Annotated in this window: 24 protein-coding genes; 10 read left to right on the top strand and 14 right to left on the bottom strand. The window is 67.3% G+C overall.

What is annotated here, in order from left to right; translation table 11 throughout:
- The first annotated feature begins 83 nt into the window (after nt 1–83).
- A complete protein-coding gene (locus ACZ1H8_RS20010; RefSeq protein ID WP_465178975.1) occupies nt 84–542 on the top strand; it encodes a DUF6628 family protein in 459 nt (152 codons plus the stop codon).
- Here ACZ1H8_RS20010 and ACZ1H8_RS20005 read toward each other — a convergent pair.
- The 3 genes from ACZ1H8_RS20005 to ACZ1H8_RS19995 are packed head-to-tail and all read right to left on the bottom strand — an operon-like array spanning nt 523 to nt 3,131.
- Nucleotides 523–1,029, bottom strand: a complete 507-nt coding sequence (locus tag ACZ1H8_RS20005) for a DUF2939 domain-containing protein (RefSeq protein ID WP_465178974.1) — start codon at nt 1,027–1,029, stop codon at nt 523–525. The genes ACZ1H8_RS20010 and ACZ1H8_RS20005 overlap by 20 nt on opposite strands.
- Nucleotides 1,026–1,778, bottom strand: a complete 753-nt coding sequence (locus ACZ1H8_RS20000) for a tetratricopeptide repeat protein (protein WP_465178973.1) — start codon at nt 1,776–1,778, stop codon at nt 1,026–1,028. The genes ACZ1H8_RS20005 and ACZ1H8_RS20000 overlap by 4 nt, the downstream gene beginning before the upstream one ends.
- Before the next feature lie 3 nt (nt 1,779–1,781).
- Nucleotides 1,782–3,131 (bottom strand): AmpG family muropeptide MFS transporter, encoded by a 1,350-nt coding sequence (locus ACZ1H8_RS19995; RefSeq protein WP_465178972.1) that lies wholly within the window; start codon nt 3,129–3,131, stop codon nt 1,782–1,784.
- 71 nt (nt 3,132–3,202) lie between these two features.
- On the opposite strand from ACZ1H8_RS19995, the gene ACZ1H8_RS19990 reads away from it, so the two are divergent.
- On the top strand, nt 3,203–4,333 hold the full coding sequence (locus ACZ1H8_RS19990; protein WP_465178971.1) for an aromatic ring-hydroxylating oxygenase subunit alpha: 1,131 nt from the start codon (nt 3,203–3,205) through the stop codon (nt 4,331–4,333).
- A 9-nt stretch (nt 4,334–4,342) separates the two neighbouring features.
- Here the strand turns inward: ACZ1H8_RS19990 and ACZ1H8_RS19985 are convergent, their stop codons facing one another.
- On the bottom strand, nt 4,343–4,774 hold the full coding sequence (locus tag ACZ1H8_RS19985) for a response regulator (RefSeq protein WP_465178970.1): 432 nt from the start codon (nt 4,772–4,774) through the stop codon (nt 4,343–4,345).
- Nucleotides 4,775–4,967: 193 nt separating this feature from the next.
- On the opposite strand from ACZ1H8_RS19985, the gene ACZ1H8_RS19980 reads away from it, so the two are divergent.
- Nucleotides 4,968–6,365, top strand: coding sequence for a pseudouridine synthase (locus ACZ1H8_RS19980; protein ID WP_465178969.1), 1,398 nt, complete (start codon nt 4,968–4,970; stop codon nt 6,363–6,365).
- A complete protein-coding gene (gene rsmD / locus ACZ1H8_RS19975; protein ID WP_465178968.1) occupies nt 6,365–6,916 on the top strand; it encodes a 16S rRNA (guanine(966)-N(2))-methyltransferase RsmD in 552 nt (183 codons plus the stop codon). The genes ACZ1H8_RS19980 and rsmD overlap by 1 nt, the downstream gene beginning before the upstream one ends.
- Here rsmD and ACZ1H8_RS19970 read toward each other — a convergent pair.
- Nucleotides 6,897–8,189 (bottom strand): MFS transporter, encoded by a 1,293-nt coding sequence (locus ACZ1H8_RS19970; RefSeq protein ID WP_465178967.1) that lies wholly within the window; start codon nt 8,187–8,189, stop codon nt 6,897–6,899. The genes rsmD and ACZ1H8_RS19970 overlap by 20 nt on opposite strands.
- 118 nt (nt 8,190–8,307) lie before the next feature.
- Here ACZ1H8_RS19970 and ACZ1H8_RS19965 point away from each other — a divergent pair, with 118 nt between their 5' ends.
- Nucleotides 8,308–8,493, top strand: a complete 186-nt coding sequence (locus ACZ1H8_RS19965) for a hypothetical protein (RefSeq protein ID WP_465178966.1) — start codon at nt 8,308–8,310, stop codon at nt 8,491–8,493.
- Nucleotides 8,494–8,524: 31 nt separating this feature from the next.
- Here ACZ1H8_RS19965 and ACZ1H8_RS19960 read toward each other — a convergent pair whose 3' ends face one another.
- Nucleotides 8,525–10,168 carry an inorganic phosphate transporter gene (locus ACZ1H8_RS19960; protein WP_465178964.1) on the bottom strand — a complete coding sequence of 548 codons (1,644 nt, stop codon included), beginning with the start codon at nt 10,166–10,168 and terminating at the stop codon, nt 8,525–8,527.
- 123 nt (nt 10,169–10,291) lie between these two features.
- Here ACZ1H8_RS19960 and ACZ1H8_RS19955 point away from each other — a divergent pair, with 123 nt between their 5' ends.
- The 3 genes from ACZ1H8_RS19955 to ACZ1H8_RS19945 all read left to right on the top strand — a co-directional run bounded on the left by ACZ1H8_RS19955 (nt 10,292) and on the right by ACZ1H8_RS19945 (nt 15,217).
- On the top strand, nt 10,292–11,623 hold the full coding sequence (locus ACZ1H8_RS19955) for a class I SAM-dependent methyltransferase (protein WP_465178963.1): 1,332 nt from the start codon (nt 10,292–10,294) through the stop codon (nt 11,621–11,623).
- Nucleotides 11,624–11,667: 44 nt separating this feature from the next.
- Nucleotides 11,668–13,986: an ATP-dependent helicase gene (locus tag ACZ1H8_RS19950; RefSeq protein WP_465178962.1), complete on the top strand. Its 2,319-nt coding sequence runs from the start codon at nt 11,668–11,670 to the stop codon at nt 13,984–13,986.
- Nucleotides 13,987–14,053: 67 nt separating this feature from the next.
- Entirely contained in the window at nt 14,054–15,217 is a 1,164-nt protein-coding gene (locus ACZ1H8_RS19945; RefSeq protein ID WP_465178961.1) for an aspartyl/asparaginyl beta-hydroxylase domain-containing protein, read from the top strand.
- A gap of 15 nt (nt 15,218–15,232) precedes the next feature.
- Here ACZ1H8_RS19945 and ACZ1H8_RS19940 read toward each other — a convergent pair whose 3' ends face one another.
- Together ACZ1H8_RS19940 and ACZ1H8_RS19935 are read right to left on the bottom strand one after the other, a co-directional pair.
- Nucleotides 15,233–15,592 (bottom strand): WYL domain-containing protein, encoded by a 360-nt coding sequence (locus ACZ1H8_RS19940; protein WP_465178960.1) that lies wholly within the window; start codon nt 15,590–15,592, stop codon nt 15,233–15,235.
- Nucleotides 15,593–15,709: 117 nt separating this feature from the next.
- Nucleotides 15,710–17,443: a DUF885 domain-containing protein gene (locus ACZ1H8_RS19935; RefSeq protein ID WP_465178959.1), complete on the bottom strand. Its 1,734-nt coding sequence runs from the start codon at nt 17,441–17,443 to the stop codon at nt 15,710–15,712.
- Nucleotides 17,444–17,570: 127 nt separating this feature from the next.
- Here ACZ1H8_RS19935 and ACZ1H8_RS19930 point away from each other — a divergent pair, with 127 nt between their 5' ends.
- Nucleotides 17,571–18,434 (top strand): alpha/beta fold hydrolase, encoded by an 864-nt coding sequence (locus ACZ1H8_RS19930; protein WP_465178958.1) that lies wholly within the window; start codon nt 17,571–17,573, stop codon nt 18,432–18,434.
- Between the two features lie 41 nt (nt 18,435–18,475).
- On the opposite strand, the gene ACZ1H8_RS19925 is transcribed toward ACZ1H8_RS19930, so the two are convergent.
- The 6 genes from ACZ1H8_RS19925 to hisI form a co-directional block, all read right to left on the bottom strand.
- Nucleotides 18,476–19,933, bottom strand: a complete 1,458-nt coding sequence (locus tag ACZ1H8_RS19925) for a PH domain-containing protein (RefSeq protein WP_465178957.1) — start codon at nt 19,931–19,933, stop codon at nt 18,476–18,478.
- Nucleotides 19,930–20,421: a PH domain-containing protein gene (locus ACZ1H8_RS19920; protein WP_465178956.1), complete on the bottom strand. Its 492-nt coding sequence runs from the start codon at nt 20,419–20,421 to the stop codon at nt 19,930–19,932. Before ACZ1H8_RS19920 ends, ACZ1H8_RS19925 begins: the two co-directional genes overlap by 4 nt.
- A gap of 100 nt (nt 20,422–20,521) precedes the next feature.
- On the bottom strand, nt 20,522–22,327 hold the full coding sequence (locus ACZ1H8_RS19915; protein ID WP_465178955.1) for an acyl-CoA dehydrogenase C-terminal domain-containing protein: 1,806 nt from the start codon (nt 22,325–22,327) through the stop codon (nt 20,522–20,524).
- Nucleotides 22,328–22,345: 18 nt separating this feature from the next.
- Complete coding sequence (locus ACZ1H8_RS19910) at nt 22,346–22,771, bottom strand: MerR family transcriptional regulator (RefSeq protein ID WP_465178954.1); 426 nt, start codon at nt 22,769–22,771, stop codon at nt 22,346–22,348.
- A gap of 211 nt (nt 22,772–22,982) precedes the next feature.
- Nucleotides 22,983–23,498, bottom strand: coding sequence for a hypothetical protein (locus ACZ1H8_RS19905; protein ID WP_465178953.1), 516 nt, complete (start codon nt 23,496–23,498; stop codon nt 22,983–22,985).
- The gene (gene hisI / locus ACZ1H8_RS19900) at nt 23,495–23,854 is read right to left on the bottom strand and encodes a phosphoribosyl-AMP cyclohydrolase (RefSeq protein WP_465178952.1); all 360 of its coding nucleotides are present in this window, start codon (nt 23,852–23,854) and stop codon (nt 23,495–23,497) included. Before hisI ends, ACZ1H8_RS19905 begins: the two co-directional genes overlap by 4 nt.
- A gap of 117 nt (nt 23,855–23,971) precedes the next feature.
- Between hisI and purF the strand changes: the two genes are divergently transcribed.
- On the top strand, nt 23,972–25,432 hold the full coding sequence (purF, locus tag ACZ1H8_RS19895) for an amidophosphoribosyltransferase (protein WP_110152298.1): 1,461 nt from the start codon (nt 23,972–23,974) through the stop codon (nt 25,430–25,432).
- The last annotated feature ends 13 nt before the right edge of the window (nt 25,433–25,445 follow it).

Below are 25,445 nucleotides of genomic sequence, written 5' to 3'. Positions count from 1 at the left end.
CGGTCATCGCATTGCCATTTATTGCGATTGACTATCAATAGCGCATTAGGGAGACTGGCTTCGTACCTGACGGAGTCTCTCGAATGGCCGCAACGTCGACGCTCACCACTGCCCTGCCCGCGCTGCAATCCGACGATCCGGGCGCGCGCCTGCTGTTGTTCGGCATTCGCCAGATGGGCGCGCACGGGCTGAACGATGCCTGCGCTGCGCATTCCTTCGTCACCGCGTTCGGCAAGGGGTTTCAGCGGCCGCTGCTGCTGCTGCGCGCGCTGATGTCGGAGATGTCGGCGGCATCGGCCCGGCCGATCCAGATCGCCCCCTGGTGCTGTGCCCGGATGACCGCCGCCGAAGCCGGTATCCTGACCGTAATCGGCAGGGTGCGAACCAATCCGGAGGCCGCAGGGTTGTTGCTGGCCGACCTGACCGGGCTGCGCGACGCGGCGAGCCTGCTGACGACCGCACATGCGCTGTCCAACGCCTTTGCCGATATGGGCCTGCCGATCCCGGCGCAGCCCGGCGGGATCAGTTGGACAGAGGCCTGAAATCGGACGGAAGCTTCACCGCCGACAATTTCCACCCCAGGCCGTGGCGGCGGAAGACCAGTTCGCCGCCCTGCCCGTCGGGCTTCACCAGGCGAAACTGGTCGAGCCCGTCGCGGCGCATCGCCATCTCGCTGGCGCGCATGCGGAACGGCGTTTCGGGCGCCGCAGCCTCGGCGGCGAAGATCGCCTCCAGCCCTTCGGGCCGGACCACCGCATCCGCCACGCCGTCGGTAATCGCGCCGATCACCAGGCTTTCGCCCAGCCGCCCACGGGTCACGCCCTCGGCACGAAGCTTCTCGCGGAGCTGACGCCGGATATCCTCGCGCAGCGCCTCATAATCGAGATGGCTCGACAGCGCGGCGGCATCGCGCGCCTGGGCGGCATTGCGGATCTGATGCAGGGTCAGCCAGGGCGAGCCGAAATACCAGCCCGCGACGAGGACGACGAGCGTGGCCACGCCCGCGACGATCCAGCGGCGCAGCGTCATGCCTGCCCCCGCAGCGTCTTGAGCTGGTCGGTCGCCCAGCGATACATGCCCGCCTCCGCCGCGCGCTGGTGCCGGTCGAGATGGCGCATCCGCTGCTCGACTTCCTCCAGTATCCGCCGCGCCTTCGCATCCCATCCCCGCTCGATCAGCAACGCGGCATAGCGGCAGCGCGCCTCCTCGCCCGGCAGGCGGGTGACGATATCCTCATAGATGCCGAGCGCCTCGTCCTTCCGGCCCAGATGATCGAGTATCCGGGCGCGCAGCAACAGGTTGCGGTCGCGCTCGCTCTGCGATCCGCGCTCGCCGATCGCGTCGAGCAGCGCCAGAGCCTCGCTCGCCTGCCCCGCCTCGAACAGCGACTGGGCCAGCCGCGCCTGATTACGCGGATCGGGATCGCCGGCGCTGCGCCGGATCCCCTCCTGGAACAGCGGGATCGCCTCGTCATGCCGGCCGAGATCGGCAAGCGCCTCGGCCAGCCGCAGCCGGTTCGCCGCGGTGTCGGCCAGGTCCAGCGCCTGCCGCGCGGCCCGCACCTCGCGCTCGGGATCCAGCGCATGGACTACATTGGCCTTGGCGCTGCGCACATGGCGATTGCCCTGCATGCCGGGCAGCACCTCGATGATGATATAGGCGATCGCGCTGGCGACCGGAAGGAAGATCAGCGCGGTCAGCCACAGCGTGTTGCGCCCGGTGCGGAACAGATGGACGATGCAGGCCACCTGCAGCGCGATGACGGCGAGATAGGGCATGGCTCAGCCTGCCGCCTTGGCATCGGTCGCTGCGGTGGCCTCCTCGGTGACGGTGCCGGCGCTGCCGATCGAGCGATCGACCAGCCCGGTGCGCATCATCCACCAGAACAGGAAAACGCCGGGAAGCGCGACCACAGTGGTGAGCAGGTAGAAGTTCACATAGCCCATCGCCTCGATCAACCCGCCTGCAGTGGTGCCGGTGACGAACCGCCCGACGATGCTCGCCGCGGCCGAGATCAGCGCATATTGCGCGGCGGTGAAGCGCAGGTCGGTCAGGGCCGAGAAATAGGCGATCACCACGACGCCGCCGATGCCGCTGGCGATATTCTCGAACCCGATCGCGCCCGCCATGCCCCAGTTGGAATGGCCGGCCGCGGCCAGCCCGGCAAAGCTCAGGTTCGAGACCGCCATGAGGATCAGGCTGAGCATCACCGAGCGCTTCATGCCCATCCGCGCAAACAGGAAGCCGCCGATGAACACGCCGATCAGATAGGCCCAGAAGCCGATCGCGACGTCGTAGAAGGCGATCTCGTCATTGGTGAACCCGAGATCATTGAACAGGAGGCGGAAGGTCAGGTTCGCCAGCGTATCGCCAACCTTGTGGACCAGGATGAAAAGCAGGACGATCAGCGCGCCCTCGCGCGAAAAGAACTGGACGAAGGGACCCCAGACCGCCTTGAACACGGTCACGAAACCCTTGCGCTCGGCCGCCTCGCGGTGGCGCGTCGGTTCGCCGACGATCAGCCCCGCCAGCATCGCGGGCAGTGCGAAGGCGGCACAGGCCAGATAGCCGACCTCCCATCCCCAGCGCGCCGATGCCCATAGCGCGAGCGCGCCAGCGCCGGCCGATCCGATCCGCCAGCCATATTGCGACATGCCCGATCCGACGCCCAGCTGGCGCGGCTCCAGGATCTCGATGCGATAGCCGTCGATGACGATATCGAATGTCGACCCCGCCACACCGACCAGGATGGCGGCGACCGCGGTGGCATAGATATCGGCCTGAGGATCGATGAATGCGAGATTGGCGACGGCCGCGATGACCATCAGTCCCGCGACGATCAGCCACGATACGCGCTGACCCAGCCGGCCGAGGATCGGGATCGGCACGCCGTCGACGATCCATGCCCACAGGAACTTCAGATTGTATACGAGGAATGCGAGGCTGAATGCGGTGACGGTCTTCTTGTCGATCCCGTCCTGTGCCAGCCGCGTGGTCAGCGTCGCGCCGATCATGGCGTAGGGAAAGCCCGAGGACAGCCCCAACGCCAGGGCGGCGAGCGGCGCCTTCTCGAAATAGGGTCGGATGCCGTCCCACCAGCTTCCGCCCTCTCGCGCCACCACGTCGTTCATTCGGCCTTGCCCCTCCCGGAAAACGTCGTGAAACTAGCGACAAACCCGGCGAATGCCAGAGGGAGAGGAGCATGAACGCGCGCACCCCCACACCGGGCCAGCTTGCGCTGGCCGCATCGCTTGCGACGGGCGGTTCGCGGGATGCGACCGGCATCAGCCATGTCGATGCCGCCGCCTATCTCAGCCAGGCGCACTATGACGCCGAACAGGCGCGGATGTTCGGCCGACTGCCGCTGGTGATCGCGCCCTCCGCTTTGCTGCCCGAGCCCGGCATGGCGATCCCGCATGACGGCTTCGGCAAGCCCTTGCTGGTCACGCGCGACAAGGACGGACAGGCGCATGTCTTCCTGAACGTGTGCCGCCACCGCGGCACGCGGCTGGTCGAGGGGTGCGAGGCGGTGACGGCGCCCCGGCTGGTCTGTCCCTATCATGCCTGGACCTATGCGCTGGACGGCCGCCTGATCGGTCTGCCACGGCCCGACAGCTTTCCCGGGCTCGACAAGGCTGACTACGGCCTCCGGCGCCTGCCGACGCGCGAGGCGGGCGGGTTGATCTGGTTCGCCTTCGACGAGAATGCGGACTTTGCCGAGCCCGAATTGCTCGCCCGCGATTTCGAGGCGTTCGACCTGGCCGGACAGCATCTCTTCCGCCGCCGGACCCATAGGGTGAAGGCGAACTGGAAGCTGATCATGGACGCCTTCCTCGAATCCTATCACGTCACAAGGCTGCATGCCGCGACGATCGGGCCGTATTTCAAGGACGGGCTCACGACCGCCGACACGATCGGGTGGCACCAGCGCTCGGCGGTTGGCCGCGACTCGGCCAGCGAGGCGCTGTCGTCGAGCGACTGGGCGGTGTTGCGCGGCGCGATCACCTATACCTATCAGATGTTCCCTGGCACCGTGCTGGTGGTCAGCCCCGACTATATCAACCTGATGGTGCTGATGCCCCAGGCGGTGGATTGCGTGCTGGTCGAGGATTTCATGCTGATCCCCGAGCCGCCGCAGAGTGAAAAGGCGCTGGCGCATTGGGAGCGGAGCTGGGCGCTGCTCGACGGCGGCGTGTTCGCGTCGGAGGATTTCCGCGCGGCCGAACTGGGCCAGCAGGGAATCGCATCAGGGAGCATCGACCGGCTGACGCTGGGCACGCTGGAACGCGGCGTTCGCCACTTCCACGACGCGGTCGCGGCAGCACTGGCCTGACGCAGACGGTCAGGCGGCCTGGAGAAACAGGCTGAAGCTCACCGGAATCTTGCGCGGCTTCTTGCCGTCGGCCACCGCCTCGATCGCATTGATCGCGCCCAGCAGGTCACGCTGCGGATAGGGCTTGGCCAGGCAACCGGCGGCAAGCGCCCGGGCGTCGCCCGGACATTGACCGGTCACGAACAGGACCTTGATGCCCTTGTCGAACGCGGCCTGCGCGACGCTGACGCCGCTGCCGTCGGCCAGTTGCACGTCGAGCAGCACCAGGTCGATCTCCGGTGCCTCGTCGATCATCCGCAGCGCGTCGGCCACCTTGTCCAGCGTCCCGACGATGCCGAAGCCGCATTCGCGCAGGAAATGCTCGGTATCGAAGGCGACCAGAGGCTCGTCTTCGACCACCAGAACCTGTTCGATCCGCCGCTTCTTCTTTCCGAACAACATCTGGACCGCACTCACCCGATACGCTGGAACGACAGTGTAACGTTTACGCCGATTTCCGGTGCCGCAAAAATTTTGTCTGCGGACGATAAATCGCTATAGGCCGGCAGTGTCTTCCACCAGTGATAGAAATCAGCAGCGCATTGCGAAGCTGCTCGCCCGTGCCGGAATCGCGTCGCGTCGAGAGATCGAGCGCATGATCGCCGAAGGGCGCGTCGCGCTCAACGGCGTCCGCCTCGATACGCCCGCGACCCTCCTCACCTCGCTCCACGGCGTGACCGTGGACGGTCATCCGGTAAAGGAAGCCGCGCCCGCGCGCCTGTTCCGCTATCACAAGCCCGCCGGGTTGCTGACCGCGGAACGTGACCCAGCGGGCCGCCTGACCATCTACGATCGGTTGCCTCAGGGCTTGCCCCGGGTCATGCCGGTCGGCCGGCTCGATCTGAACACCGAGGGGCTGTTGCTTCTCACGACCGACGGCGAGCTGAAGCGCGAACTCGAACTGCCGTCGAGCGGTGTCGAACGCAGCTACCGCGCGCGCGCTTATGGCGATGTCAGCCAGGCCCAGCTCGAGGATCTGATGCTCGGCATCGAGATCGAGGGCGTGCGCTACGGATCGATCAACGCCAATCTCGAACGGCGCACCGGTGCCAATCTATGGATCGAGATGACACTGACCGAGGGCAAGAACCGCGAGGTCCGCCGCGTGCTCGAGCATCTCGGGCTTCAGGTCAGCCGTCTGATCCGCACCCGCTATGGCCCCTTCTGGCTGGGCGACCTGCCCGTCGGCGATGTCGACGAAATCCGCCAGGCCGACCTGATCACCTTCCGCACGGTGCTGGGCAAGCCCGGCGGCGGCAAGGCGGCGTCGAACCTCCAGTTTGCGGTTCGCCAGCGGGTCGAGGCCCCCGCACCCCGGCCCGAGCCGGTGGATCTCGTGCGCAAGCCGCGACCTGAACTTTACCAAGGGCGCAGCCGTCCGGCGCGCGAGCCCGAACGTCCGACCAACCGGCCCCTCGCCCGGCCCCCGCGCGACGATCGCCCACGCGCCGCGACCACGCGTGCCGACAGCTTCTCGCCGCGCGGCGAGTCGCGTCCCGACCAGCGCTTCGGACGCGCCGACCGCGCGCCTGAAGGCAAGGCGCGCGCGGCCTTCACGCCCCGTGGCAAGGCCCCTGCCCGCGGTGAGCCGCGCACCGGCGAACGGCCCGATCGCGAGCGGCGGTCTGGCGCAGGCGAAGGCCGCCCTGGCGGCTTCGCTTCCCGGCGCGGTGCTCCCGCCCACGGAGAACCCAGGACCAGCGAGCGTCCGGACCGCGAGCGGCGCCAGTCGCCGGGGGAAGCGCGCACCGGCAAGTTCACCCCGCGCGTGACGCCTGGTCGCTCCGATCGCCCGTCGCGAGAGGAGGCGCGCACCGTCGACAAGCCGGCCCGCGCCGCCCGGGCGAAGGCACATCGCGACACGCTGAGCCCGCGCGACGGCGATTTCGTCGATCGTCCCCGCACCCCGCGCCCGCCCCGTCCCTCGCGCGGCCCCGCCGGCGGCCGCGGCAAGCCCTCACCGGACAAGCGTCCGCCGAGGACCCGCAAATAATGCGCGTCATCTCCGGATCCTGGCGCGGTCGCCCGCTTGTCGCGCCCAAAGGCGACACCACGCGCCCCACCGCCGATCGCACGCGCGAGGCGCTGTTCTCGATGCTGGCCAGCCGCATCGGCAGTTTCGAGGAGCTTGCTGTCGCCGACCTGTTCGCCGGATCGGGCGCGCTGGGCATCGAGGCGCTGTCGCGCGGCGCCGCCTCATGCCTGTTCGTCGAGCAGGACAAGGCCGCGCTCGACGCGCTGCGCGCCAATATCGCGAAGCTGGAGGCGAAGGGCGCCGATGTGCGCGCCGGATCGGTCCTGGCGCTCGGCCCCGCGCCGAAGCCGGTCGACCTGATCCTGATGGACCCCCCCTACGGCACCGGCGCCGGCCTGGTCGCGCTCGACAAGCTCAGCCGCCTCGGCTGGACCGGCCCGTCGACCTGGATCAGCATCGAGACCCAGCGCGACGAGGAAGTCGCCCCTACGGGCTTCGACATCGACGTCAGCCGCGTCCACGGCAAGGCCAGGCTGACGCTGCTGCGCCCTACGCCTGCCGCAGGCTAGCCTTCCCGATCAGCGCGAGCCCGACCATGCTCAGCAGGCCGGCGCCCGCCAGATAGGCTCCGACCAGGCCGATCCCGCCCTGCTTCACCAGCGTCTCGGCGATCAGCGGGGTCAGGCCGCCGCCGATGATGCCGGCGAGGTTGAAGGTCACCGACACCCCGGTATAGCGCACCCGCGCCGGGAACAGGCTGGGCAGCCATCCGCCGAGCGGACCATAGACCAGTCCCATCACGAACAGCCCGCACACCAGCCAGGCGAATACGCTGCCCAGCGTGCTGCCGATCAGCAGCCACATCGCCAGCCCCGCCAGCATCGTCGCGCCGAAGCCGAGGAACAGCACTCCGCCGCCGCCCGCCTTCCATTTGTCGGCCAGCGTGCAGGCAACGACGATGCCCGCCGCCATGAACAGGATCGCCACCAGCTCGACAGCCAGGAACGTCTCGCGATCGAACCCCATCGTCTTGGTACCGTAGCCGATGATGAACACGGTCGAGATGTAGAACAGTGCGAAGCAGGCGACCGCGCCGACCGTTCCGGCAATGGTCGGGCGCAGATGGTCGCGCAGCAACTCGCCGATCGGCACCTTGGGGGGCGGCGCCTTCTCGGCAGCCTTCAGATAATCGGGCGTCTCGGTGATCTTCAGCCGGACCCAAAGGCCAAGCCCGACCAGCGCCGCGCTGGCCAGGAACGGCAGGCGCCAGCCCCAGTCGCGAAACTGCTCGTCGCTCAGGATCATGCCCAGGATCAGGAAGAAGCCGTTGGCGGCGATGAAGCCCACCGGCGCGCCCATCGGCGGAAACCCGCCATAGCGGTAGAACCAGCCCTTGGGCGCATTCTCTACCGCGAGCAGGCTCGCCCCGCCCCATTCGCCGCCAAGCCCAAGTCCCTGCCCGAAGCGCAGCAGGCACAGCAGCACCGGCGCGACCCAGCCGACCATCGCATAGGTCGGCAGGAAGGCGATCAGCACGGTCGAGATGCCCATCAGCATCAGCGACGCGACCAGCGTCGACTTGCGCCCCATCCGGTCGCCGAAATGGCCGAACAGGATCCCGCCCACCGGCCGCGCGAAAAAGGCGACGCTGAACGTGGCGTAGGAGGCGAGCACCTGAAGCTCGGGATTTGCCGAGGGAAAGAACAGCGTCGGGAAGACCAGCGCCGCCGCGGTCGCGTAGATATAGAAGTCGTAGAATTCGACCGCGGTGCCGACCAGGCTGGCGAACAGGATGCGGCGGTGCGAGGCAGGGCTCGCGGAGGCTATGGCGGCTGCGGACATTCAACTCTCCCGTGACACGCCTCGTCGCGCCGACCGGAGGCGGGGTCAAGGCTTGTTCATCCTGCCGTCAGGCTTCGCTGCCTAGCTTGCCGGACAGGCGGCACCAATGGAGGCGGACATGCGCGAGCAATCCACGGGTAAACGGCTTCTTTCCGCTCTGGCGCTGGCGCTGCTGGCGGGTTTCCTCGTCTATATCGCCAACCCGGTAAAGCTGCTGAAGGCCGATCTCCGCACCGATGCGAAGCGGTTCGTGCTGAGCATCGAATATGGCTCGCACCTGATCGACCAGGTCGACCGCCGCTAGGCTCGCTTGCAGGCCGTTCTTGATCCCGGCGTTAGCCGATGCCGTTGGCCCGGACGATCGTCAGCAACAGCCAGTAGAGCCCGCCGGACAGCATCATCGCGACCGGCAGCGTCAGCAGCCATGCCGCGGCAAGCTGCAACAGCGTGCGCGTCTGCAGGCCCGCACCATTCGCGACCGACGCGCCGGCAACGCCGGACGACAGGATATGCGTGGTCGATACCGGCAGGCCGAGCCGGTCCGCCGCCAGGATGGTGCACGCCGCGACCATCTCCGCCGATGCGCCCATGCCATAGGTCATGTGGGTCTTGCCGATCTTCTCGCCCACGGTGATCACGATCCGCTTCCACCCGATCATCGTGCCGAGCCCAAGCGCGATCGCGACGACGATCTTCACCCAGAGCGGGATATAGCGCGTGCCCGCCTCCAGCTTGCCTTGATAGGCGGTCAGCGCCGCGGTGTCGGCCGCGCTGACATCCGCCGGCGGCTTCTTGGTGATCAGCTTGGTGCTGTCGAGCACCAGATACATGTCGGTGCGGACATTGCTGGTCGCCTCGGCCGGCACCTTGCTCAACGAGCCGTAGCTCTGCACCCGCTGGGTCAGGTCGCGCGACAATGTCTCCAGCGCGGCCCAGGTCTGCGGGCCATGGACCTTGCGGTTCTGAAGGGCGCCGGTCAGTTCCGCGCGGGCCTGGTCGATCGGCAGCGTGATCGCACCGGCCCGGGCATCGAAGATCGTCGTGGCCGCGTTCGCCGTCTGGACGAAGGCAGGCGTGTCGGCGTCGGACAGGGTGCGGTTCAGCGCATAGGCAGTCGGCGCGCAGCCGATCAGGATCAGCATGATCAGGCCCATGCCCTTCTGACCGTCATTGGATCCGTGGCTGAACGACACGGCGGTGCAGGTAAAGATCAGCAGCGCGCGGATGCCGCGCGCCGGCGGCGCATTGCCCTCGGGCGCCTTGTAGAGCTTGGGATTGCGCACCAGCATCCGCAGCACGAAGAACAACAGCAGCGCCGCGAAAAAGCCGATCAGCGGCGCCATCCACAAACCGGTCAGCACCTTCTGCGCCTGGCTCCAGTCGACACCGGCGGTGCCGCCGCGCGATCCCGCCTGGATCAGCTGGTTGGCGAAGCCAACGCCCAGCACCGAGCCGATCAGCGTATGGCTCGAACTGTTGGGCAGCCCGACATACCAGGTCGCCAGGTTCCACAGCACCGCGGCGATCAGCAGGGCGAAGATCATCGCAAAGCCCGCGGCCGATCCGACATTGAGGATCAGGTCCACCGGCAACAGCGTGATGATCGAATAGGCAACGGCGCCGCTGGCGAACATCACGCCCAGGAAGTTGAAGATGCCCGACCAGACCACGGCGACATGCGCTGGCATCGAATTGGTGTAGATCACCGTAGCCACGGCGTTGGCGGTGTCGTGAAACCCGTTCACGAACTCGAAGCCCAGCGCGATCAGCAAGGCGACCGCCAGAAAGGCGAAGACGCCCATCGCCAGATGCTCGCCGACACCGGCGGTGTCGGTCAGCACGCTCCATCCCGCAAAGACCAGTCCGCCGACCAACAGGCCGGCGAACAGGAACTTGGCGATCGGGTGCGTATCGTGATCGAATCGTCGCGCGGTCGACGTTTCGTTCTGCGGAGCCTGGTCCAGTGCAAGGGTCGCCATGATGAGCGCGCCTGTGCGGGCGAGGTGTGACAATGTCATGACGGATCGATGACAGCTCGGCATCTCCTGTCTGACCGATCGATAGTCTTGGCCGGAGTGGGAGGATCGACTAGCCAGGCTTTCGTGACCTCAGCCGAAAAGAGCGCGCTCGTCCGCACCTTCCGACACCGGGCCGATCGCGCCGTCGCGGCCAACGAAACGGTTCTGCATGAGCTGCTGCGCGACCCCGATGTCGATCCACGCTGGGTCGAGCGTGCAGGTTGGCAGTCACTGCGCGACGCCGGGCGAGTGCCGGACGCGCAGGCGCCGTGCGAGGCCTGGGCGCGGTGGCTGGAGGATGACGCCTTTGCTCGCGACCTGCTTTACCAGACCCAGTTGACGCTGGTCGAGATCGAACGTCCGCTGACCCGACTGCGCCGGTGGCTGTTACTGGAGGATCGCCATGCGGGTTTCCCGCGCACCAGGGCGGCGCTGATCGCGCAGGCGGCGCATAATGGCGGAGTATGGCTGTTCGATGCCGAGGAAGAGGTTGCGCTGGCGCACGCGCCCGACTTCGCCGCGGCATGGTTGCCGCCCCTGCCCGGCCTGCCCGCACCCGATTATGCCGATCCGGTCACCCGCGCCGTGGCGGCGCAATATGCCGGCTGGCCCTATCCGGTATGGCAGCGGGCGATGCACGATCCGCCCGGCGGGCTGGATCGGCTCCGTGCCGATCACGGCATCACTCCGCTCGCACCCGGCGCCCGCCTGCTCGTCGCAGGCTGCGGCACGGGGCGAGAGGCTCAGCGGCTGGCAACCGACGCGCCCGGCGCGCATGTCACCGGCATCGACCTCAGCCCGACCTCGCTGGCCTATGCCCGGCAGCGGTGCGACGCACCCAATCTCGACCTCCGCGAACTCGACCTGCACCGCGCCGTCGAGATCGGCCCCTTCGACCATATCGCGAGCAGCGGCGTGCTCCATCACCTAGCAGACCCGGAGGCCGGCTGGGCTGCACTGGTCGCGGCGCTGAAACCCGGCGGCACCATGCGGGTGATGCTCTACAGCCGGTTCGCGCGGATGCAGGTGCGTGCGGCCCGCGCCCGGATCGCCGACCTGATCGGCCAGCCCGTATCGCCGGCGCTGGTGCGGCAGGTCCGCGCCCGCTTCATCGACGAGCCCGACCATTCGATCGTGCGGTCGGTCGACTTCCATTCGATGGGCGGCGTCCACGACCTGCTGCTCCACGCGCATGAGGATGCGTTCGATGTGCCGCGCATCGGGCGGGCGATCGAGGCGCTGGGGCTCGGCCTGCTCCAGATCGACCTGCCCAGCCGGGCGGCGCGCGATGCCTGGCGCGCCGATCACCCGCATGATCCGCACGTCCGGGACCTGCCGGCGCTTCACGCCTGGGAAATGCGCAACCCCCGGGCCTTCAACGGCATGTACCCGATCTGGTGCGTCAAGCGCGGCTGACTGGCAACTTGCCCTCGGGGGCCGCGTTCCCTAACTGTTCGCCGATGAGTCTTCCCGCCGAAACCCAGGATCCGCCCTATCTCAAGGGCCTGAACGCGCCGCAGCGCGACGCCGTGCTCACGACCGAGGGGCCGGTGCTGGTTCTGGCCGGTGCCGGCACGGGCAAGACCGCCGCGCTGACCGCACGGCTCGCGCACCTCCTGTGGACGCGCAAGGCCTATCCCAGCGAGATCCTGTCGGTCACCTTCACCAACAAGGCGGCGCGCGAGATGCGCGAGCGCGTCGGTCGGCTGGTCGGCGATGCGGTGGAAGGGATGCCGTGGCTCGGCACCTTCCACGCGATCGGGGCCAAGATGCTGCGCCGCCATGCCGAGCTGGTCGGGCTGCAGAGCAATTTCACCATTCTCGACACCGACGACCAGCTGCGCCTGCTGAAACAGCTGATCGTCGCCAACGACCTCGACGAAAAGCGCTGGCCCGCGCGCCAGCTTGCCGGGCTGATCGACGGGTGGAAGAACAAGGGGCTGGTGCCGTCCGACCTCGATGCCGGCGAGTCCGAACTGTACGCGAACGGCCGCGGCCAGTCGCTCTATGCCCAGTATCAGGACCGGCTGCGCGCGGTAAATGCGTGCGACTTCGGCGACCTGCTGCTCCACATGCTGACGATCCTGAAGACGCATCGCGACGTGCTGGAACAGTATCAGCAGCGCTTTCGCTACGTGATGGTCGACGAATATCAGGACACCAACAGCGTCCAGTATCTCTGGCTCCGCCTGCTGGCGCAGGAGCGCAAGAATATCTGCTGCGTCGGCGACGACGATCAGTCGATCTATTCGTGGCGCGGCGCCCGGGTCGAGAATATCCTGAAGTTCGAAAAGGATTTTCCCGGTGCCAAGGTCATTCGCCTCGAACAGAATTACCGGTCGACGCCACACATCCTGGCCGCCGCATCGGGCGTCATCGCCAACAATTCCGGCCGGCTCGGCAAGACGCTGTGGACCGAGCATCAGGAGGGCGAGAAGGTCAAGGTGCTCGGCATCTGGGACGGCCCGGAGGAAGCGCGCCGGGTTGGCGAAGAGATCGAGGGGCTTCAGCGCGGCGGCCTCAGCCTCGACAACACCGCCATCCTGGTCCGTGCCCAGCACCAGACGCGCGAGTTCGAAGACCGCTTCATCGCGATCGGCATGCCCTATCGCATCGTCGGCGGCTTTCGCTTCTACGAACGCGCCGAAATCCGCGACGCGCTCGCCTATCTGCGCGTGGTCGCGCAGCCCTCGGACGATCTGGCATTCGAACGCATCGTCAATGTGCCGAAGCGCGGCCTGGGCGACAAGGCGCTGGCCAAGGTCCACCAGCTCGCCCGCGCGGGACAGCTGCCGCTGACGGTCGCCGCCGCACGCATCCTCGATACCGACGAGCTGACCCCGCAGGCGCGCCGCAGCCTCGGCAATCTGGTCGGCGACATGGCCCGCTGGCGCGTGATGGGCGACACCCTGCCCCATCCCGAACTGGCGCGGATCATCCTCGACGAGAGCGGCTATACCGCCATGTGGCAGGCCGATCGCTCGGCCGAGGCCGCGGGCCGGCTCGAAAACCTCAACGAACTCGTCCGGGCGATGGAGGAATATGAGTCGCTGACCGCGTTCCTCGAGCATGTCAGCCTGGTGATGGACAATGAGGCTCAGGCGGAGGAGCCCAAGGTTACGATCATGACCATCCACGCGGCAAAGGGCCTGGAATTCGACACGGTGTTCCTCGCCGGATGGGAGGAAGGACTATTCCCGTCGCAGCGCGCGCTCGACGAAGGCGGGCTCGCCTCGCTGGAGGAGGAGCGTCGCCTTGCCTATGTCGCGATCACCCGTGCGCGGCGTCAGGCGATCATCCTCCACGCCGCCAATCGCCGCATCTACGGTCAATGGACCAGCTCGCTGCCCAGCCGCTTCATCGCCGAGTTGCCCGATGCGCATATCGATGCGGAATCGACCATGACCGGGGGCGCCAGCCTGTGGCAGGCCAACTGGTCCGACCGCAGTGATCCATTCGCCGATGTCGGTCGCGGCACGGGTCGCGGCCCGGGCTGGCAGCGCGCCGCAGGGGTCGATGCGAAGAATCCGGGCGGCAGCTTCACCTCGCGGACCTTCACCCGCGAACAGCCGCGCATCGTCGAGAGCCGCGCCAGCGCCGTCAGCTTCGGTGCGAAGCCGCGCGGCGACCTGTCGCTGGGCATGCGCGTGTTCCACCAGAAGTTCGGCTATGGCACGATCGCCGAGATCGAGGGTAACAAGCTCGAGATCGACTTCGAGCAGGCCGGGCGCAAGCGGGTAATGGACAGCTTCGTCAGCCTGGGCTCCACCGCCGACTGAGCGAGCGCCCCGTCCGCACGCGCCGGTCGATTGACGATCCATCGGCCGCCGGGCAGCATGACCCCGCATGACCGGCGATCCCCGTTCCCAGTTCGAAGCGCTGACCGGCGCGGGCATCCAGGCATTCCGTGCCGGCCGCGCGGCGGAAGCGCGATCCTTGTTCGAACAGGCGGTTGCGATCACACCCCCGCCGGGCGCGCGTCGCCCTTGGGCGATGCTTGCCCAGGCCTGCCGTCAGGACGGCGACCCGGTGGCGGAAACCGCAGCACTCGAAGCCGCGCTCGCCGAAGATCCCCGCGCGCTTGGCGCGCTGCTGATGATGGGGGATCGCAAGCGGATCGACGGCGACGACCGCGCCGCGACCCATTTCTTCCGCGCAGCGATCGCCCTGGCGGGCACGGGCCAGCCCGCACCGGGCATGGCACCGATGATCGACGGTGCGCGGCGATTTCTCGCCGATGCCGGACAAAGGTTCGAGGCCCATCTGCTCGCCGGCATCGACGGCGGACAGGGCGGACAGCGCATGGCGCAGGCCGTCGACCTGCTGCTCGGCCGGACCCAGCTCTATCTGCAACAGCCGTCCATGTTCTACTTTCCCGGCCTGCCGCAGCGTCCCTTCTACGAACGCGAGGAATTCGACTGGCTGCCGCAGCTTGAGGCCGAGGCGCCAGCGATCCGCGCGGAGCTGGAGGCAGTGCTGGCGGGCGAGGACGGATTCCAGCCCTATGTCGAGCGATCGCAAGGACGCCCCGCCCCCGCCAATGCGTTGCTCGACGACCCCAGCTGGAGCGCGTTCTTCCTGTGGAAGAATGGCGAACCCGTCGCGGCCAATGCGGCGCGCTGTCCGGTGACCATGGCGGCGCTCGCTGCCACGCCGCGCCCCATGATCGCCAACTGGTCGCCCATGGGGCTGTTCTCGGTCCTGCGTCCGGGCACGCATATCCGGCCGCATCACGGCGTGCTCAACACGCGCCTGATCTGTCACCTGCCGCTGATCGTCCCGCACGGCTGCGGCATCCGTGTCGGTGCCGAGACGCGCGAATGGCGCGAGGGCGAGACGCTGATCTTCGATGACAGTTTCGAGCACGAGGCGTGGAACCGCGGTGATGCGACCCGCGTGGTGCTGCTGTTCGAGGTCTGGCGACCGGAGATCACGCCCGAGGAACAGGTCGCGCTGACCCGCATATTCGAGTTGATCGATACCTATCAGGGCCTGCCGGACGGGTCCTGAAGACGGTCCGCCAGCTCAGGCGGCGGCGGACTCGCTGTTCGGCTCGACCTTCATCAGCGTCGCGTTCTCGTACTTCATCGCTTCCGGCTCGAACAGCGGGTGAATGTCGAACGGACGCTCGATCAGCTTGATCTCGCTCAGGCCGTCGACCTTGAACGTGCCGAGCTTCACTTCGCGCGGCAGCATGCCTTCCAGCGACACGGTGATCGCATCGATATACATGCCGGCGTTGCGGGTATAGACGATGTGCGGCGCCAGGATCATGCGCTTGCGGTTGTACGTCACCGAGACGCAGCGCTGCCGCACCACGGCCTCGAACAGGGCCATGGCAGGGTTGGCGGGGGTGCTGTCAGCGTTGTCCTGATTGCTATCCATCAAACCCTAATAGTCATTATGTTGCATTGCAGCAAGACCCTGCAGTGATCAGGCGGTTAATAGGATCTCCGGGCAGCGGTTCCCGGCGGAGCATGGACGGCTCCGCCGGACAAGCCTTTAGAAAACCGCGCGCGCCGTCTCCTCGCCCATCATGACACGGCGAACCAGCGGGATCGGCGGCCCGCCATAGCTGAGGAACTGGTCGTGGAACCCCTTCCACGCCTGACGCCCGCCATGTTTCGCGGTCCAGTCCTGGCGCAGCCGGCGGATCATCAGCTTGCCCAGCGTATAGTTGAGATAGGCCGGGTCATAGGTCCCGCGCGCCGCCTGCTGCCGGGCATTGCCGGCATCCTGATAGCATTGCTCGCGGAACATCGTTTCCGACTGCGCCTGGGTCATGCCCTGCGCATGCAGCCCGATCGCCGAGAGGAAGCGACAGTTGCGCAGCAGCGCGTTGGACAGCTGGCCGATATGGACCGCCGGGTCACCCTCGCCCAGCCCGGCTTCCCACATCATCTCCTCGCTGTAATGCGCCCATCCCTCGGCAAAGGCATAGCCGACGAACAGCCGGCCGAAGAGCGACTTGGACCGGTTGGCGTGGAGGAACTGCAGGAAGTGGCCCGGCATCACCTCGTGCACCGTGGTGAACAACAGGTCGTCCTCGCCGGGGATATAGGCGGCCTGTTCGGCCGCGCTCCATTTCGGGTCGGGCGGCGAGATATAATAGATCGACGGGATGCCCTTCTCGAACGGTCCCGGCGGATCGATATAGGCCGAGTTCTGCCGGTTATAGGGCGGGCTCTCGCGCACCAGCGCCTGTTCGGTTCCAGGAATGGTTACCAGGTCGTGCTTCACGACAAAGTCGCGCAACTCCGGGATCTGGCGCGTCGCCGCAGCGACCGGACCGCCCTGAGGCTTTTCGGCATTCATCTTTGCGACACAGGCCGGGATGTCGGCGCCCGGCGCATATTTGGCGCATTCGGCGATCAGCGCGTCGCGATTGCGCTTCAGGTCCGCCTTGCCGATCGCTTCGAGCTGATGGAGCGGGATGTCGACCGCCTCGGTCGCCTTCAGCATGCGCGAGAAACGATCGCCGCCCATCGCATAGTCCTGCGTCGCGCTGCCCTCCAGCGTCGCCAGCCAGGCATCGAGCTCGCGCATTGCCTTGCTCGCCTCGGCCCCGGCCGATTTCAGCGCCTGTTGCAGCGCCGGATCCTTGACCGCGGCAAAGGCGCGGATCGCGTCGCCGCCATAATAATCGGCAAATCCCGCGAACGCCGACCGGCCATAGGCGATGAAGCTGGCCGGCATCGGCGCCTTCAGATTGGCGCGGATGTTCTTCGCCGCCGCGGGCACATTCTGCAGGAAGGCGGTCATCGCCTTGATCCGCACCTCGGGCGCGGCATATTCGCGTGAGACATAGGTGTTGGGGTCCAGCCCGCCACCGACATACCAGGCCGGATTGCGATGCGGCTGGTCGGCATCCTCCAGCCAGAACAGCTGCCCTTCGGCGACCTGGATCACATAATCGCGCTCGAACGCCTCGTCTCCGGTCAGCCCGGTGAAGCCGCGCGCGCCCTGGATCGTTGCGCGCAGGAAATCGCCGCGCGCCTTCAGTCCCGCCGCGCTCCAGTCGGCCAGCTTGCCGTCGAAATCATGGCGCCCCTGATAGACCGCGAAGGACGGGTCGATCGCGAACCATTTCTCGATCGCATCATCGCGGAACTTCGCCCAGTCGGTCGCAGCCGGTGCCTGCTGCGCCGCGGCGCTATTGTCGCTGCTGTTGCCGCCGCCCGTCGTGCAGCCTGCCAGCGCCAGCAGCGCGGCCCCCGCCAATAACCCGACTCGCATGAAACTCTCCCAAAGTGCGACGGCATGCTGGCACCGTGCGATGGGGCGCGCCAGCGGCGAAGCGACGAGTGGAACGCCCCGCCCGGCGGCGCCGTTTCAGGACCTCACCGAACCGGAGAGTTTCCCGATGCCCTATATCGAAACCCGCGATGGCACCGAGCTGTACGTCAAGGAATGGGGCGACGGCCGCCCCGTGATCCTGATCCATGGCTGGCCGCTGTCTGCCGACAGCTGGGACCCCGTCGCGCTGGCGCTGGCGGAAAGCGGCTTTCGCGCCATCTCGTACGATCGGCGCGGGTTCGGCCGCTCGGATCAGCCCTTTGACGGCTATGATTATGACACGCTCTCGGACGATCTCGCCGACGTGATGGACGCGATGGAGGCGGACGAGGATGCCAGCCTGGTCGGCTTCTCGATGGGCGGCGGCGAAGTCGCGCGCTACATGTCGCGTCACCAGGGCAAGGGCGTGGTCTCGACCGCGCTGATCGGCTCGATCGTGCCCTATATGCTGAAGACCGGCGACAATCCCCACGGCCTGCCGCGCGAGCAGTTCGACGAGATGATCGACGGCATTATGCAGGACAAGCCGGCCTTCTTCGCCAATTTCTTCAAGCAGTTCTTCGGCGTCGGCATGCTGTCCAGCCCGGTCAGCCAGGAAGTGCTCGACTGGGCCTGGGGCATCGCCAACCAGTCGGGGCTGAAGCCCGCGGTCGCCTGTGTCGACGCGTTCGGCGAGACCGATTTCCGCGGTGACCTGTCGTCCTTCACCGTCCCGACGCTGGTCATCCACGGCACCGGCGACGCGATCGTACCGGTCGAGATCGCCCGCAATGCCGCCGCCAATATCCAGGGTGCCCAGCTGATCGAATATGACGGCGCGCCGCACGGCCTGTTCGTGCCCGAGCGCGACCGGATGATCGACGACCTGCTGACCTTCCTCGGCGCCACCCATGCCGGCGCGCCGACGACCGGCAGTTTCCAGCAAGCCTGAACGATCATGCCCCGGCCGATGTGCCGGGGCAGTTTCGCGCCTCACGCTCGCTCGATCAGTGCATTCGCCAGCGCGACAGCGTCCGCCGCGTGCGCGTCCTCGACATGCGGGCGGTGCCGCTGCGCGCCCGCGGTGTCGACCTGGACCGACGCGACGCCCAGCAGCCGCTGGAGCGGGCCGCGGCGCACCGTCACCACCTGGACGCTGCCATAGGGGACGACCCAGTCACGCCGCTTCAGCACGCCGCGCATCACCTGCAGGCTCGTCTCGCGCAGCGCATAGCGGTGGAAGCGGCGCAGCAGCAACGACACGCCGACGATCACCGGAACGGCCACAAGCCCAAGCAGCGCCCAGCGCGTGACGAAGCTGCCGACCGCGACGATCGCGATGATGAACGGCACCGCCTTGGACACGAACGACCGGATGACATGGGCGAAGGCGACCGGCTTCAGCCCCGGGACCTCGAACCGCGGCATACCCGCCGCATCGACGATGCGCCCGATCTCGTCATCGGTCGCGAACGGCGCCATCTCCTGCCGCCCGCCCGTGTCGTTGCTGCCGCCCAGCGACTGGAACTGCAGCCCGGCATAGCCGAACAGGCCGGAGACCAGCGGCCGTTCGACAACCGCCAGCTGGATGCGGCGGATCGCGATCACCACCTCGCTGCGCGTCAGCAGCCCGCGCACCCGGCGGAACCTGCCCTCCCCCAGGGTCAGGCGAAATCCGAATTCGCGGACGAAGGTCGCGACCAGTCCGCTCAGAAAGCCGAGCAGGAGCAGCAGCAGCGCTATCGCCAGCACGACCATCACCCCGATCCCAGCCGATGCCTGCGCCCCGGCGCTGTCGACCCAGCGCTCGATATCGTCACGGTCGATGGGCAGCAGATCGTCGACAAACTGGAAGATGCCGAACAGCGCCGCCATCCACACCAATGAGAAGCTGAAGGCGCCGAACAACAGGATCCGGCCGGGCGACATGGCAAAGAGCGGTAGATCCGGCGTGACGATCGCCGGCTCGCCGTCCGCACCCGCCTCAACCGGCCTGGCAGCAGCGCGCACGCTCCCTTTCAGCGTCTCGCGCAGTCGCTGCGCCTCGGCGGTGCTGACGCTGTCCAGCGTGCCCTCGTCGGAATCGCTGCCGCCCGTCTCGATCCGGACCGAGACGACGCCGAACAGCCGCTGGAGCAGCTTCTGTTCGATCGACACGTCCTGGATGCGCTCCAGCGGGATGGCGCGGCGGCTGCGGCTGATCAGCCCGCGCTCGATCACCAGCGCGTCCTCGTCGATCCGGTAGGTGAAGGTCCGCCACGCGATCCAGGCGCCCAGGATCGAGAAGAGAACGATGCCGCCGCCGACCGCCAGCACCACCCAGCCCTCGCGTGCGACCGCCAGCGCCGGGATCGCGACAATCCAGGAGGGCAGCCGCCGAATCCAGCCGAGAAAGATCGTGACGGGATGGAGCCGGCGGCGGGCGTCGGCCTCGTTCAGGTCGTCGTTCACGCGTCGATGCTGCCGATCTGGATGCGGATCGCATCGCGGATTTCCTCGGCGGTGTCGCGGGTGACGCCGGGCAGAACGACCACGCTCGCCTCGGTCCCCGCGGTGTGCAGGCTCAGCGTCGACACGCCGAAGATCCGCTCGAACGCACCCTGGCTGACATCGATATGCTGGACGCGCGAGACGGGAACGATGGTGTGGACATGGATGAGCCAGCCATGCGCGACGTGCAGTTCGCGGCCGGTAAAGGCATAGCCCCATCGCCGCCACCGCCGCCCGGCACTCAGGATCATCCAACCGGCGAGCAGCGCCGCGACCAGCGCCGGCAGCCAGAGCGGCAGTCCGGCTTCGGCAAAGATGTCATCGAACACGAAGAGCGGCAGCGCGATCGCGGGGGCGAGCAGCACGCCGGAGGTAATCAGCGCGCGCAGCCGCATGACCTGAAGCTGCCCGCGCTCGAGCGGGTTGAGAGGAACGATGTCGATAGCCATGCGCCCGCTTATGCCCGCGCGCGCAGCTTTCTCAAGCCGCTTGCAGAAAAGCGCAGGCGCCGCCTCGATCCCGAAGCGGCGCCTGGCCTAACCTTATGGCTCAGGCGGCCTGGAACATCTCCGGATCCAGCGCCATCACCGCTTCCGACCCTGCCTCGATCTTGCGACGCAGCGCGCCGGCATCGGGCATGATCCGCTCGGCAAAGAAGCGCGCCGTGACCAGCTTCGCCTCATAGAATTTGGCATCCTCGCCGCCGCCGGCCGCCAGCGCCTCGCTCGCAGCCTTGGCCATGCGCAGCCACATCAGGCCCAGCGCGACGATCCCGGTCAGCTGCATATAGGGATAGGCGCCGGCACCGACCTGGTTCGGATTGGTGAAGCCGTTCTGCGCCAGCCACATCGTCGCCGCCTGAAGCTGGCCATTGGCCTTTTCAAGCGCTTCGGCAAAGGCCGCCAGCTTCTCGTCGCCCTTCGCCGCGGCGGTTTCCTCGCCGACAACGCGGAACAGCGCCTGGACCGCGCGGCCGCCATTCTGGGCCAGCTTGCGCCCGACCAGATCCATCGCCTGCACGCCGTTGGTGCCTTCGTAGATCATCGCGATCCGGGCATCGCGGACATATTGCTCCATGCCCCATTCGGCGATGTAGCCATGGCCGCCATAGACCTGCTGCGCATTCGTCGCGACGGCATAGCCGATATCGGTGCCGACGCCCTTGATCACCGGCGTCAGCAGCCCGACCAGATCGGCGGCAAGCTGACGCTCCTCCTCGGTTCCCGCGGCATGTTCCAGATCGACCTGCAGCGCCGCCCACAGGCATAGCGCGCGCAGGCCCTCGGTCTGCGCCTTGGCCTCCATCAGCATGCGGCGGACGTCGGGATGGACGAACAGCGGATCGGCCTTTTCCTGCGGCTCGCTCGGCCCGGTCAGCGCGCGGCCCTGACGGCGGTCGCCGGCATATTGGACGGCATTCTGATAGGCAGTCTCGGCGACGCCCAGACCCTGCAGCCCGACGCCCAGGCGCGCGGCGTTCATCATGATGAACATCGCCGCCAGCCCCTTCATCTCCTCGCCGACCAGCCAGCCCGTGGCGCCGTCATAGTTCATGACGCAGGTCGAATTGGCGTGGATGCCCATCTTGTGCTCGATCGACCCGCACGACACCGCGTTGCGCTCGCCGATCGACCCGTCGTCATTGACCAGGAACTTGGGCACCACGAACAGCGAGATGCCCTTGCTGCTCTCCGGCGCGCCCGGCGTCTTCGCCAGCACCAGATGGATGATGTTGCTGGTCAGGTCATGCTCGCCCGACGAGATGAAGATCTTGGTGCCGGTGATGCGGTAGGAACCGTCCGCCTGCGGCTCGGCGCGGGTGCGGATCAGGCCCAGGTCGGTGCCGCACTGCGGCTCGGTCAGGTTCATGGTGCCGCCCCATTCGCCGGACACCATCTTCGGCACATATTTTTCCTGCTGCTCGGGCGATCCCTTCACCAGCAAAGCGGCGATCGCGCCATGCGTCAGCCCCGGATACATGGCGAAGGCCATGTTCGACGAGATCATATATTCCTGGAACGCGGTCGACACGACATGCGGCATGCCCTGCCCGCCAAACTGCTCCGGGGCGCTCAGCGTGCCCCAGCCGCTTTCGACGAACGCCTGATACGCCTCCTTGAACCCCTTGGGCGTGGTGACGCTGCCATCGTCATGGCGGGTGCAGCCTTCCTGATCGCCCGACTGGTTGAGCGGGAACAGCACCTCGGACACGAAGCGCCCGCCCTCCTCCAGCACGGCGGTGACCACGTCGGGGGTCGCATTCTCGAACCCGGGCAGGTTCGCATAGCGATCGAGCCCGATGACCGAGTCGAGAATGAAGCGCGTATCGCGCACGGGCGGCGTGTAGTTCGGCATTTCAGGCGGTCCTCATCCTCAATGTGCGGAGTCGCTGCTTTTGAGCAGGTCGACGAATTGGCTCAGTTCCTCGATATGGGCGTCGATATCGCGCTTCTGCGCCTCGAGCAGCGCGATGCGATCGAGGCAGCGCTCCAGCGTCACCTGACGCTGGACCTTGCGGCCGTCACCCACATCATACAGGTCGATCATCTCGCGGATCTCGGCCAGGCTGAACCCGACGCGCTTCCCGCGCAGGATCCAGGCAAGCCGCGCCCGGTCGCGATGCGAATAGATGCGCGCAGTGCCCCGCCGCTCCGGCCCGATCAGCCCCTCGTCCTCGTAGAAGCGCAACGCCCGGGCTGTGACCCCGAACTCGGTGCACAGGTCCGAGATGCTGAAATTGTCGCGGTCGGTCCGCGGCTCGATCGGCGCAAGCGCCTCGATATGGATGGCTGCTCCCATGACAAGGAAGCTAGTTTCCCTTTACGTGAACGTCAATGGCGTCACTTCTCCCCTCCCGCTTGCGGGAGGGGTCGGGGGAGGGCCTGTCGCGGGAGCTTGCGCGGGAGAACACGCCCTCCCCTAACCCCTCCCGCAAGCGGGAGGGGGATAGCTGCGCCTCTCCACAACCTGCTCCCCTCCGTGGTAAGGGAGGGGAGCACGGCGCGCGTGCCTACCCTCCGCAAACCGCCTTGCCGCTCGGATCGCGCAGCGCTCGCGCCTCGGAGGTGGAACCGCTGATCCGCTCGGCCTCCAGCGCCGAGAAGGACGCCCGCCCACTGCACAGCGCCGCGCAGCCATCGGGAAGCGCAGCGGGAAAGTCGATCCGCTCCCCGTCCAGCTTCGCCTCGAACGCACAATCGCGCCCGCCCGGCGCACGCAACTCGACCTTCAGTGCGCCGCCGGTGGGCGTCGCCGTCCCCTGCCCGCTGCATCCGTTGCGATCGCCATAATCGACGAATGCGCCGATCCGGTAGGCGTCGCCATCGGCGACGATGCACAGCCGGTCGGTGTCGCGCGCATAGACGCCGGCGAGGTCGCGGTCGCCCGGATCGCGCACCAGCCCGCGCTCGACCGCCACGGCCTCCAGATCCCGCGGCTGCCCGGCCTTCGCGCCGCCCTGCCCGTCAGTGCCGCCGCCCGAACAGGCGGCCAGCAGAAGCGCCGCGATCAGCGCCACCGCCTTCATAGGCGCTCGAGCCGCCCGTCGCGCACCACGCGATAGAAGCAGCTCGGCTCGCCGGTGTGGCAGGCCGGGCCCATCGGATCGACCCGCATCCAGATCGCATCCTGATCGCAATCGACGCGCAGCTCGCGCACCTTCAGCACATGGCCCGACGTCTCGCCCTTCTTCCACAGCCGGGTCCGGCTGCGCGACCAGAAGGTCGCCTCGCCGGTCTCCAGCGTGGCGGCCAGCGCATCGGCATTCATGTGCGCGACCATCAGCACCTCGCCCGAATCGGCATGGGTGGCGACCGCGGTCACCAGTCCGGAGGCATCATATTTCGGATCGAGCACCAGCCCGGTTTCGCGTTTGTCGGCCATGTCCCACCCCCTAGCGAACCCCGGTTTCCGGGGCGAACAACAAATTTGTGACGGACGGGCGACAAACCGGAACCCACCCTATATAGGGCGGCAACCGTAACCGAACCCATAGGTACGATGCTTACCACCAATCCGTTCGACGACGACAAACTCCGCGAGGAGTGCGGCATCTTCGGTGTGTCCGGCGCAGAAGGCGCCGCCGCCATGGTCGCCCTCGGCCTGCACGCCCTGCAACATCGCGGCCAGGAAGCCGCGGGCATCACCAGCTTCGACGGCCGCATGTTCCATACGCATCGCGCCATGGGTCATGTCGCCGGCAATTTCGACCGCGACGAGACGATCCGGCCGCTCCACGGCACCACCGCCTGCGGCCATGTCCGCTATTCGACCACCGGCGAGACGTCGCTGCGCAACGTCCAGCCGCTCTATGCCGAACTGGCGACCGGCGGCTTCGCGATCGCGCATAACGGCAATATCTCCAACGCGATGCGCCTGCGCCGCGACCTGGTGCGCCGCGGCGCGATCTTCCAGTCGACCTCGGATACCGAGGTGATCATCCACCTGGTAGCCACCTCCTCCTATCGCACGCTGATCGACCGCTTCATCGACGCGCTGAAGCAGGTCGAGGGCGCCTATTCGCTGATCTGCATGACGCCGGAGGGCATGATCGCCTGCCGCGATCCGCTCGGCATCCGTCCGCTGGTGATGGGCAAGCTGGGCGATGCGATCATCTTCGCCTCGGAAAGCGTCGCGCTCGACGTCGTCGGTGCCGACTATGTCCGCGATGTCGAGCCGGGCGAGCTGGTGATCGTCAAGGGCAAGGACATCCAGTCGCACAGCCCGTTCGCGCCCCAGGCGGCGCGTCCGTGCATCTTCGAATATGTCTATTTCTCGCGCCCCGATTCGATCTCGCAGAACCGGTCGGTCTATTCGGTGCGCAAGGCGATCGGCGCACAGCTGGCGATCGAGGCCCCGGTCGAGGCCGACCTGATCGTGCCGGTGCCCGATTCCGGCGTGCCCGCCGCGATCGGCTATGCCCAGCAGTCGGGCATCCCGTTCGAGCTGGGCATCATCCGCTCGCACTATGTCGGCCGCACCTTCATCCAGCCGAGCGCCGAGGTCCGCCATCTGGGCGTCAAGCTGAAGCATAATGCCAACAAGGACCTGATTGCCGGCAAGCGCGTCGTCCTCATCGACGATTCGATCGTGCGCGGCACCACCAGCCTGAAGATCGTCCAGATGATGCGCGACGCGGGCGCCAGCGAGGTACATCTGCGCATCGCGTCGCCGCCGACCCGTCACAGCTGCTTCTACGGCGTCGACACGCCCGAGCGCGAGAAGCTGCTGGCCGCCAAGCTGGACGTCGAGGGCATGACCGGCTTCATCCATTGCGACAGCCTGGCGTTCATCTCGATCGATGGCCTGTACACGGCGCTGGGCGAACAGGGCCGTTCGGGCCAGAAGCCGGGCTATTGCGACGCCTGCTTCACCGGCGACTATCCGACGACGCTGACCGATCAGGACGAACTGGCGCCGCCGGTCGATCAGTTCGCGCTGCTCGAAGAACGCGTGAGCTGAGCCTCACCCTCCG

This window comes from Sphingomonas sp. BL-S-25 (genome assembly GCF_055521555.1).
Note: the sequence above shows the minus strand (reverse complement) of the source record. Positions and strands in the feature narration are given on the sequence as shown.

Bases quoted from the DNA above. Each gene is read 5' to 3' on its own strand.
- ACZ1H8_RS19940 (WP_465178960.1), bottom strand. From the start codon at position 15,592: ATGGATAGCAATCAGGACAACGCTGACAGCACCCCCGCCAACCCTGCC.
- ACZ1H8_RS20010 (WP_465178975.1), top strand. From the start codon at position 84: ATGGCCGCAACGTCGACGCTCACCACTGCCCTGCCCGCGCTGCAATCC.
- ACZ1H8_RS19920 (WP_465178956.1), bottom strand. From the start codon at position 20,421: ATGGCTATCGACATCGTTCCTCTCAACCCGCTCGAGCGCGGGCAGCTT.
- ACZ1H8_RS19985 (WP_465178970.1), bottom strand. From the start codon at position 4,774: ATGTTGTTCGGAAAGAAGAAGCGGCGGATCGAACAGGTTCTGGTGGTC.
- ACZ1H8_RS19970 (WP_465178967.1), bottom strand. From the start codon at position 8,189: ATGTCCGCAGCCGCCATAGCCTCCGCGAGCCCTGCCTCGCACCGCCGC.
- ACZ1H8_RS19930 (WP_465178958.1), top strand. From the start codon at position 17,571: ATGCCCTATATCGAAACCCGCGATGGCACCGAGCTGTACGTCAAGGAA.
- ACZ1H8_RS19960 (WP_465178964.1), bottom strand. From the start codon at position 10,168: ATGGCGACCCTTGCACTGGACCAGGCTCCGCAGAACGAAACGTCGACC.
- ACZ1H8_RS19935 (WP_465178959.1), bottom strand. From the start codon at position 17,443: ATGCGAGTCGGGTTATTGGCGGGGGCCGCGCTGCTGGCGCTGGCAGGC.
- rsmD (WP_465178968.1), top strand. From the start codon at position 6,365: ATGCGCGTCATCTCCGGATCCTGGCGCGGTCGCCCGCTTGTCGCGCCC.
- hisI (WP_465178952.1), bottom strand. From the start codon at position 23,854: ATGGCCGACAAACGCGAAACCGGGCTGGTGCTCGATCCGAAATATGAT.
- ACZ1H8_RS19990 (WP_465178971.1), top strand. From the start codon at position 3,203: ATGAACGCGCGCACCCCCACACCGGGCCAGCTTGCGCTGGCCGCATCG.
- ACZ1H8_RS19915 (WP_465178955.1), bottom strand. From the start codon at position 22,327: ATGCCGAACTACACGCCGCCCGTGCGCGATACGCGCTTCATTCTCGAC.
- ACZ1H8_RS19980 (WP_465178969.1), top strand. From the start codon at position 4,968: ATGATCGCCGAAGGGCGCGTCGCGCTCAACGGCGTCCGCCTCGATACG.
- purF (WP_110152298.1), top strand. From the start codon at position 23,972: ATGCTTACCACCAATCCGTTCGACGACGACAAACTCCGCGAGGAGTGC.
- ACZ1H8_RS20000 (WP_465178973.1), bottom strand. From the start codon at position 1,778: ATGCCCTATCTCGCCGTCATCGCGCTGCAGGTGGCCTGCATCGTCCAT.
- ACZ1H8_RS20005 (WP_465178974.1), bottom strand. From the start codon at position 1,029: ATGACGCTGCGCCGCTGGATCGTCGCGGGCGTGGCCACGCTCGTCGTC.
- ACZ1H8_RS19995 (WP_465178972.1), bottom strand. From the start codon at position 3,131: ATGAACGACGTGGTGGCGCGAGAGGGCGGAAGCTGGTGGGACGGCATC.
- ACZ1H8_RS19945 (WP_465178961.1), top strand. From the start codon at position 14,054: ATGACCGGCGATCCCCGTTCCCAGTTCGAAGCGCTGACCGGCGCGGGC.
- ACZ1H8_RS19965 (WP_465178966.1), top strand. From the start codon at position 8,308: ATGCGCGAGCAATCCACGGGTAAACGGCTTCTTTCCGCTCTGGCGCTG.
- ACZ1H8_RS19910 (WP_465178954.1), bottom strand. From the start codon at position 22,771: ATGGGAGCAGCCATCCATATCGAGGCGCTTGCGCCGATCGAGCCGCGG.
- ACZ1H8_RS19950 (WP_465178962.1), top strand. From the start codon at position 11,668: ATGAGTCTTCCCGCCGAAACCCAGGATCCGCCCTATCTCAAGGGCCTG.
- ACZ1H8_RS19905 (WP_465178953.1), bottom strand. From the start codon at position 23,498: ATGAAGGCGGTGGCGCTGATCGCGGCGCTTCTGCTGGCCGCCTGTTCG.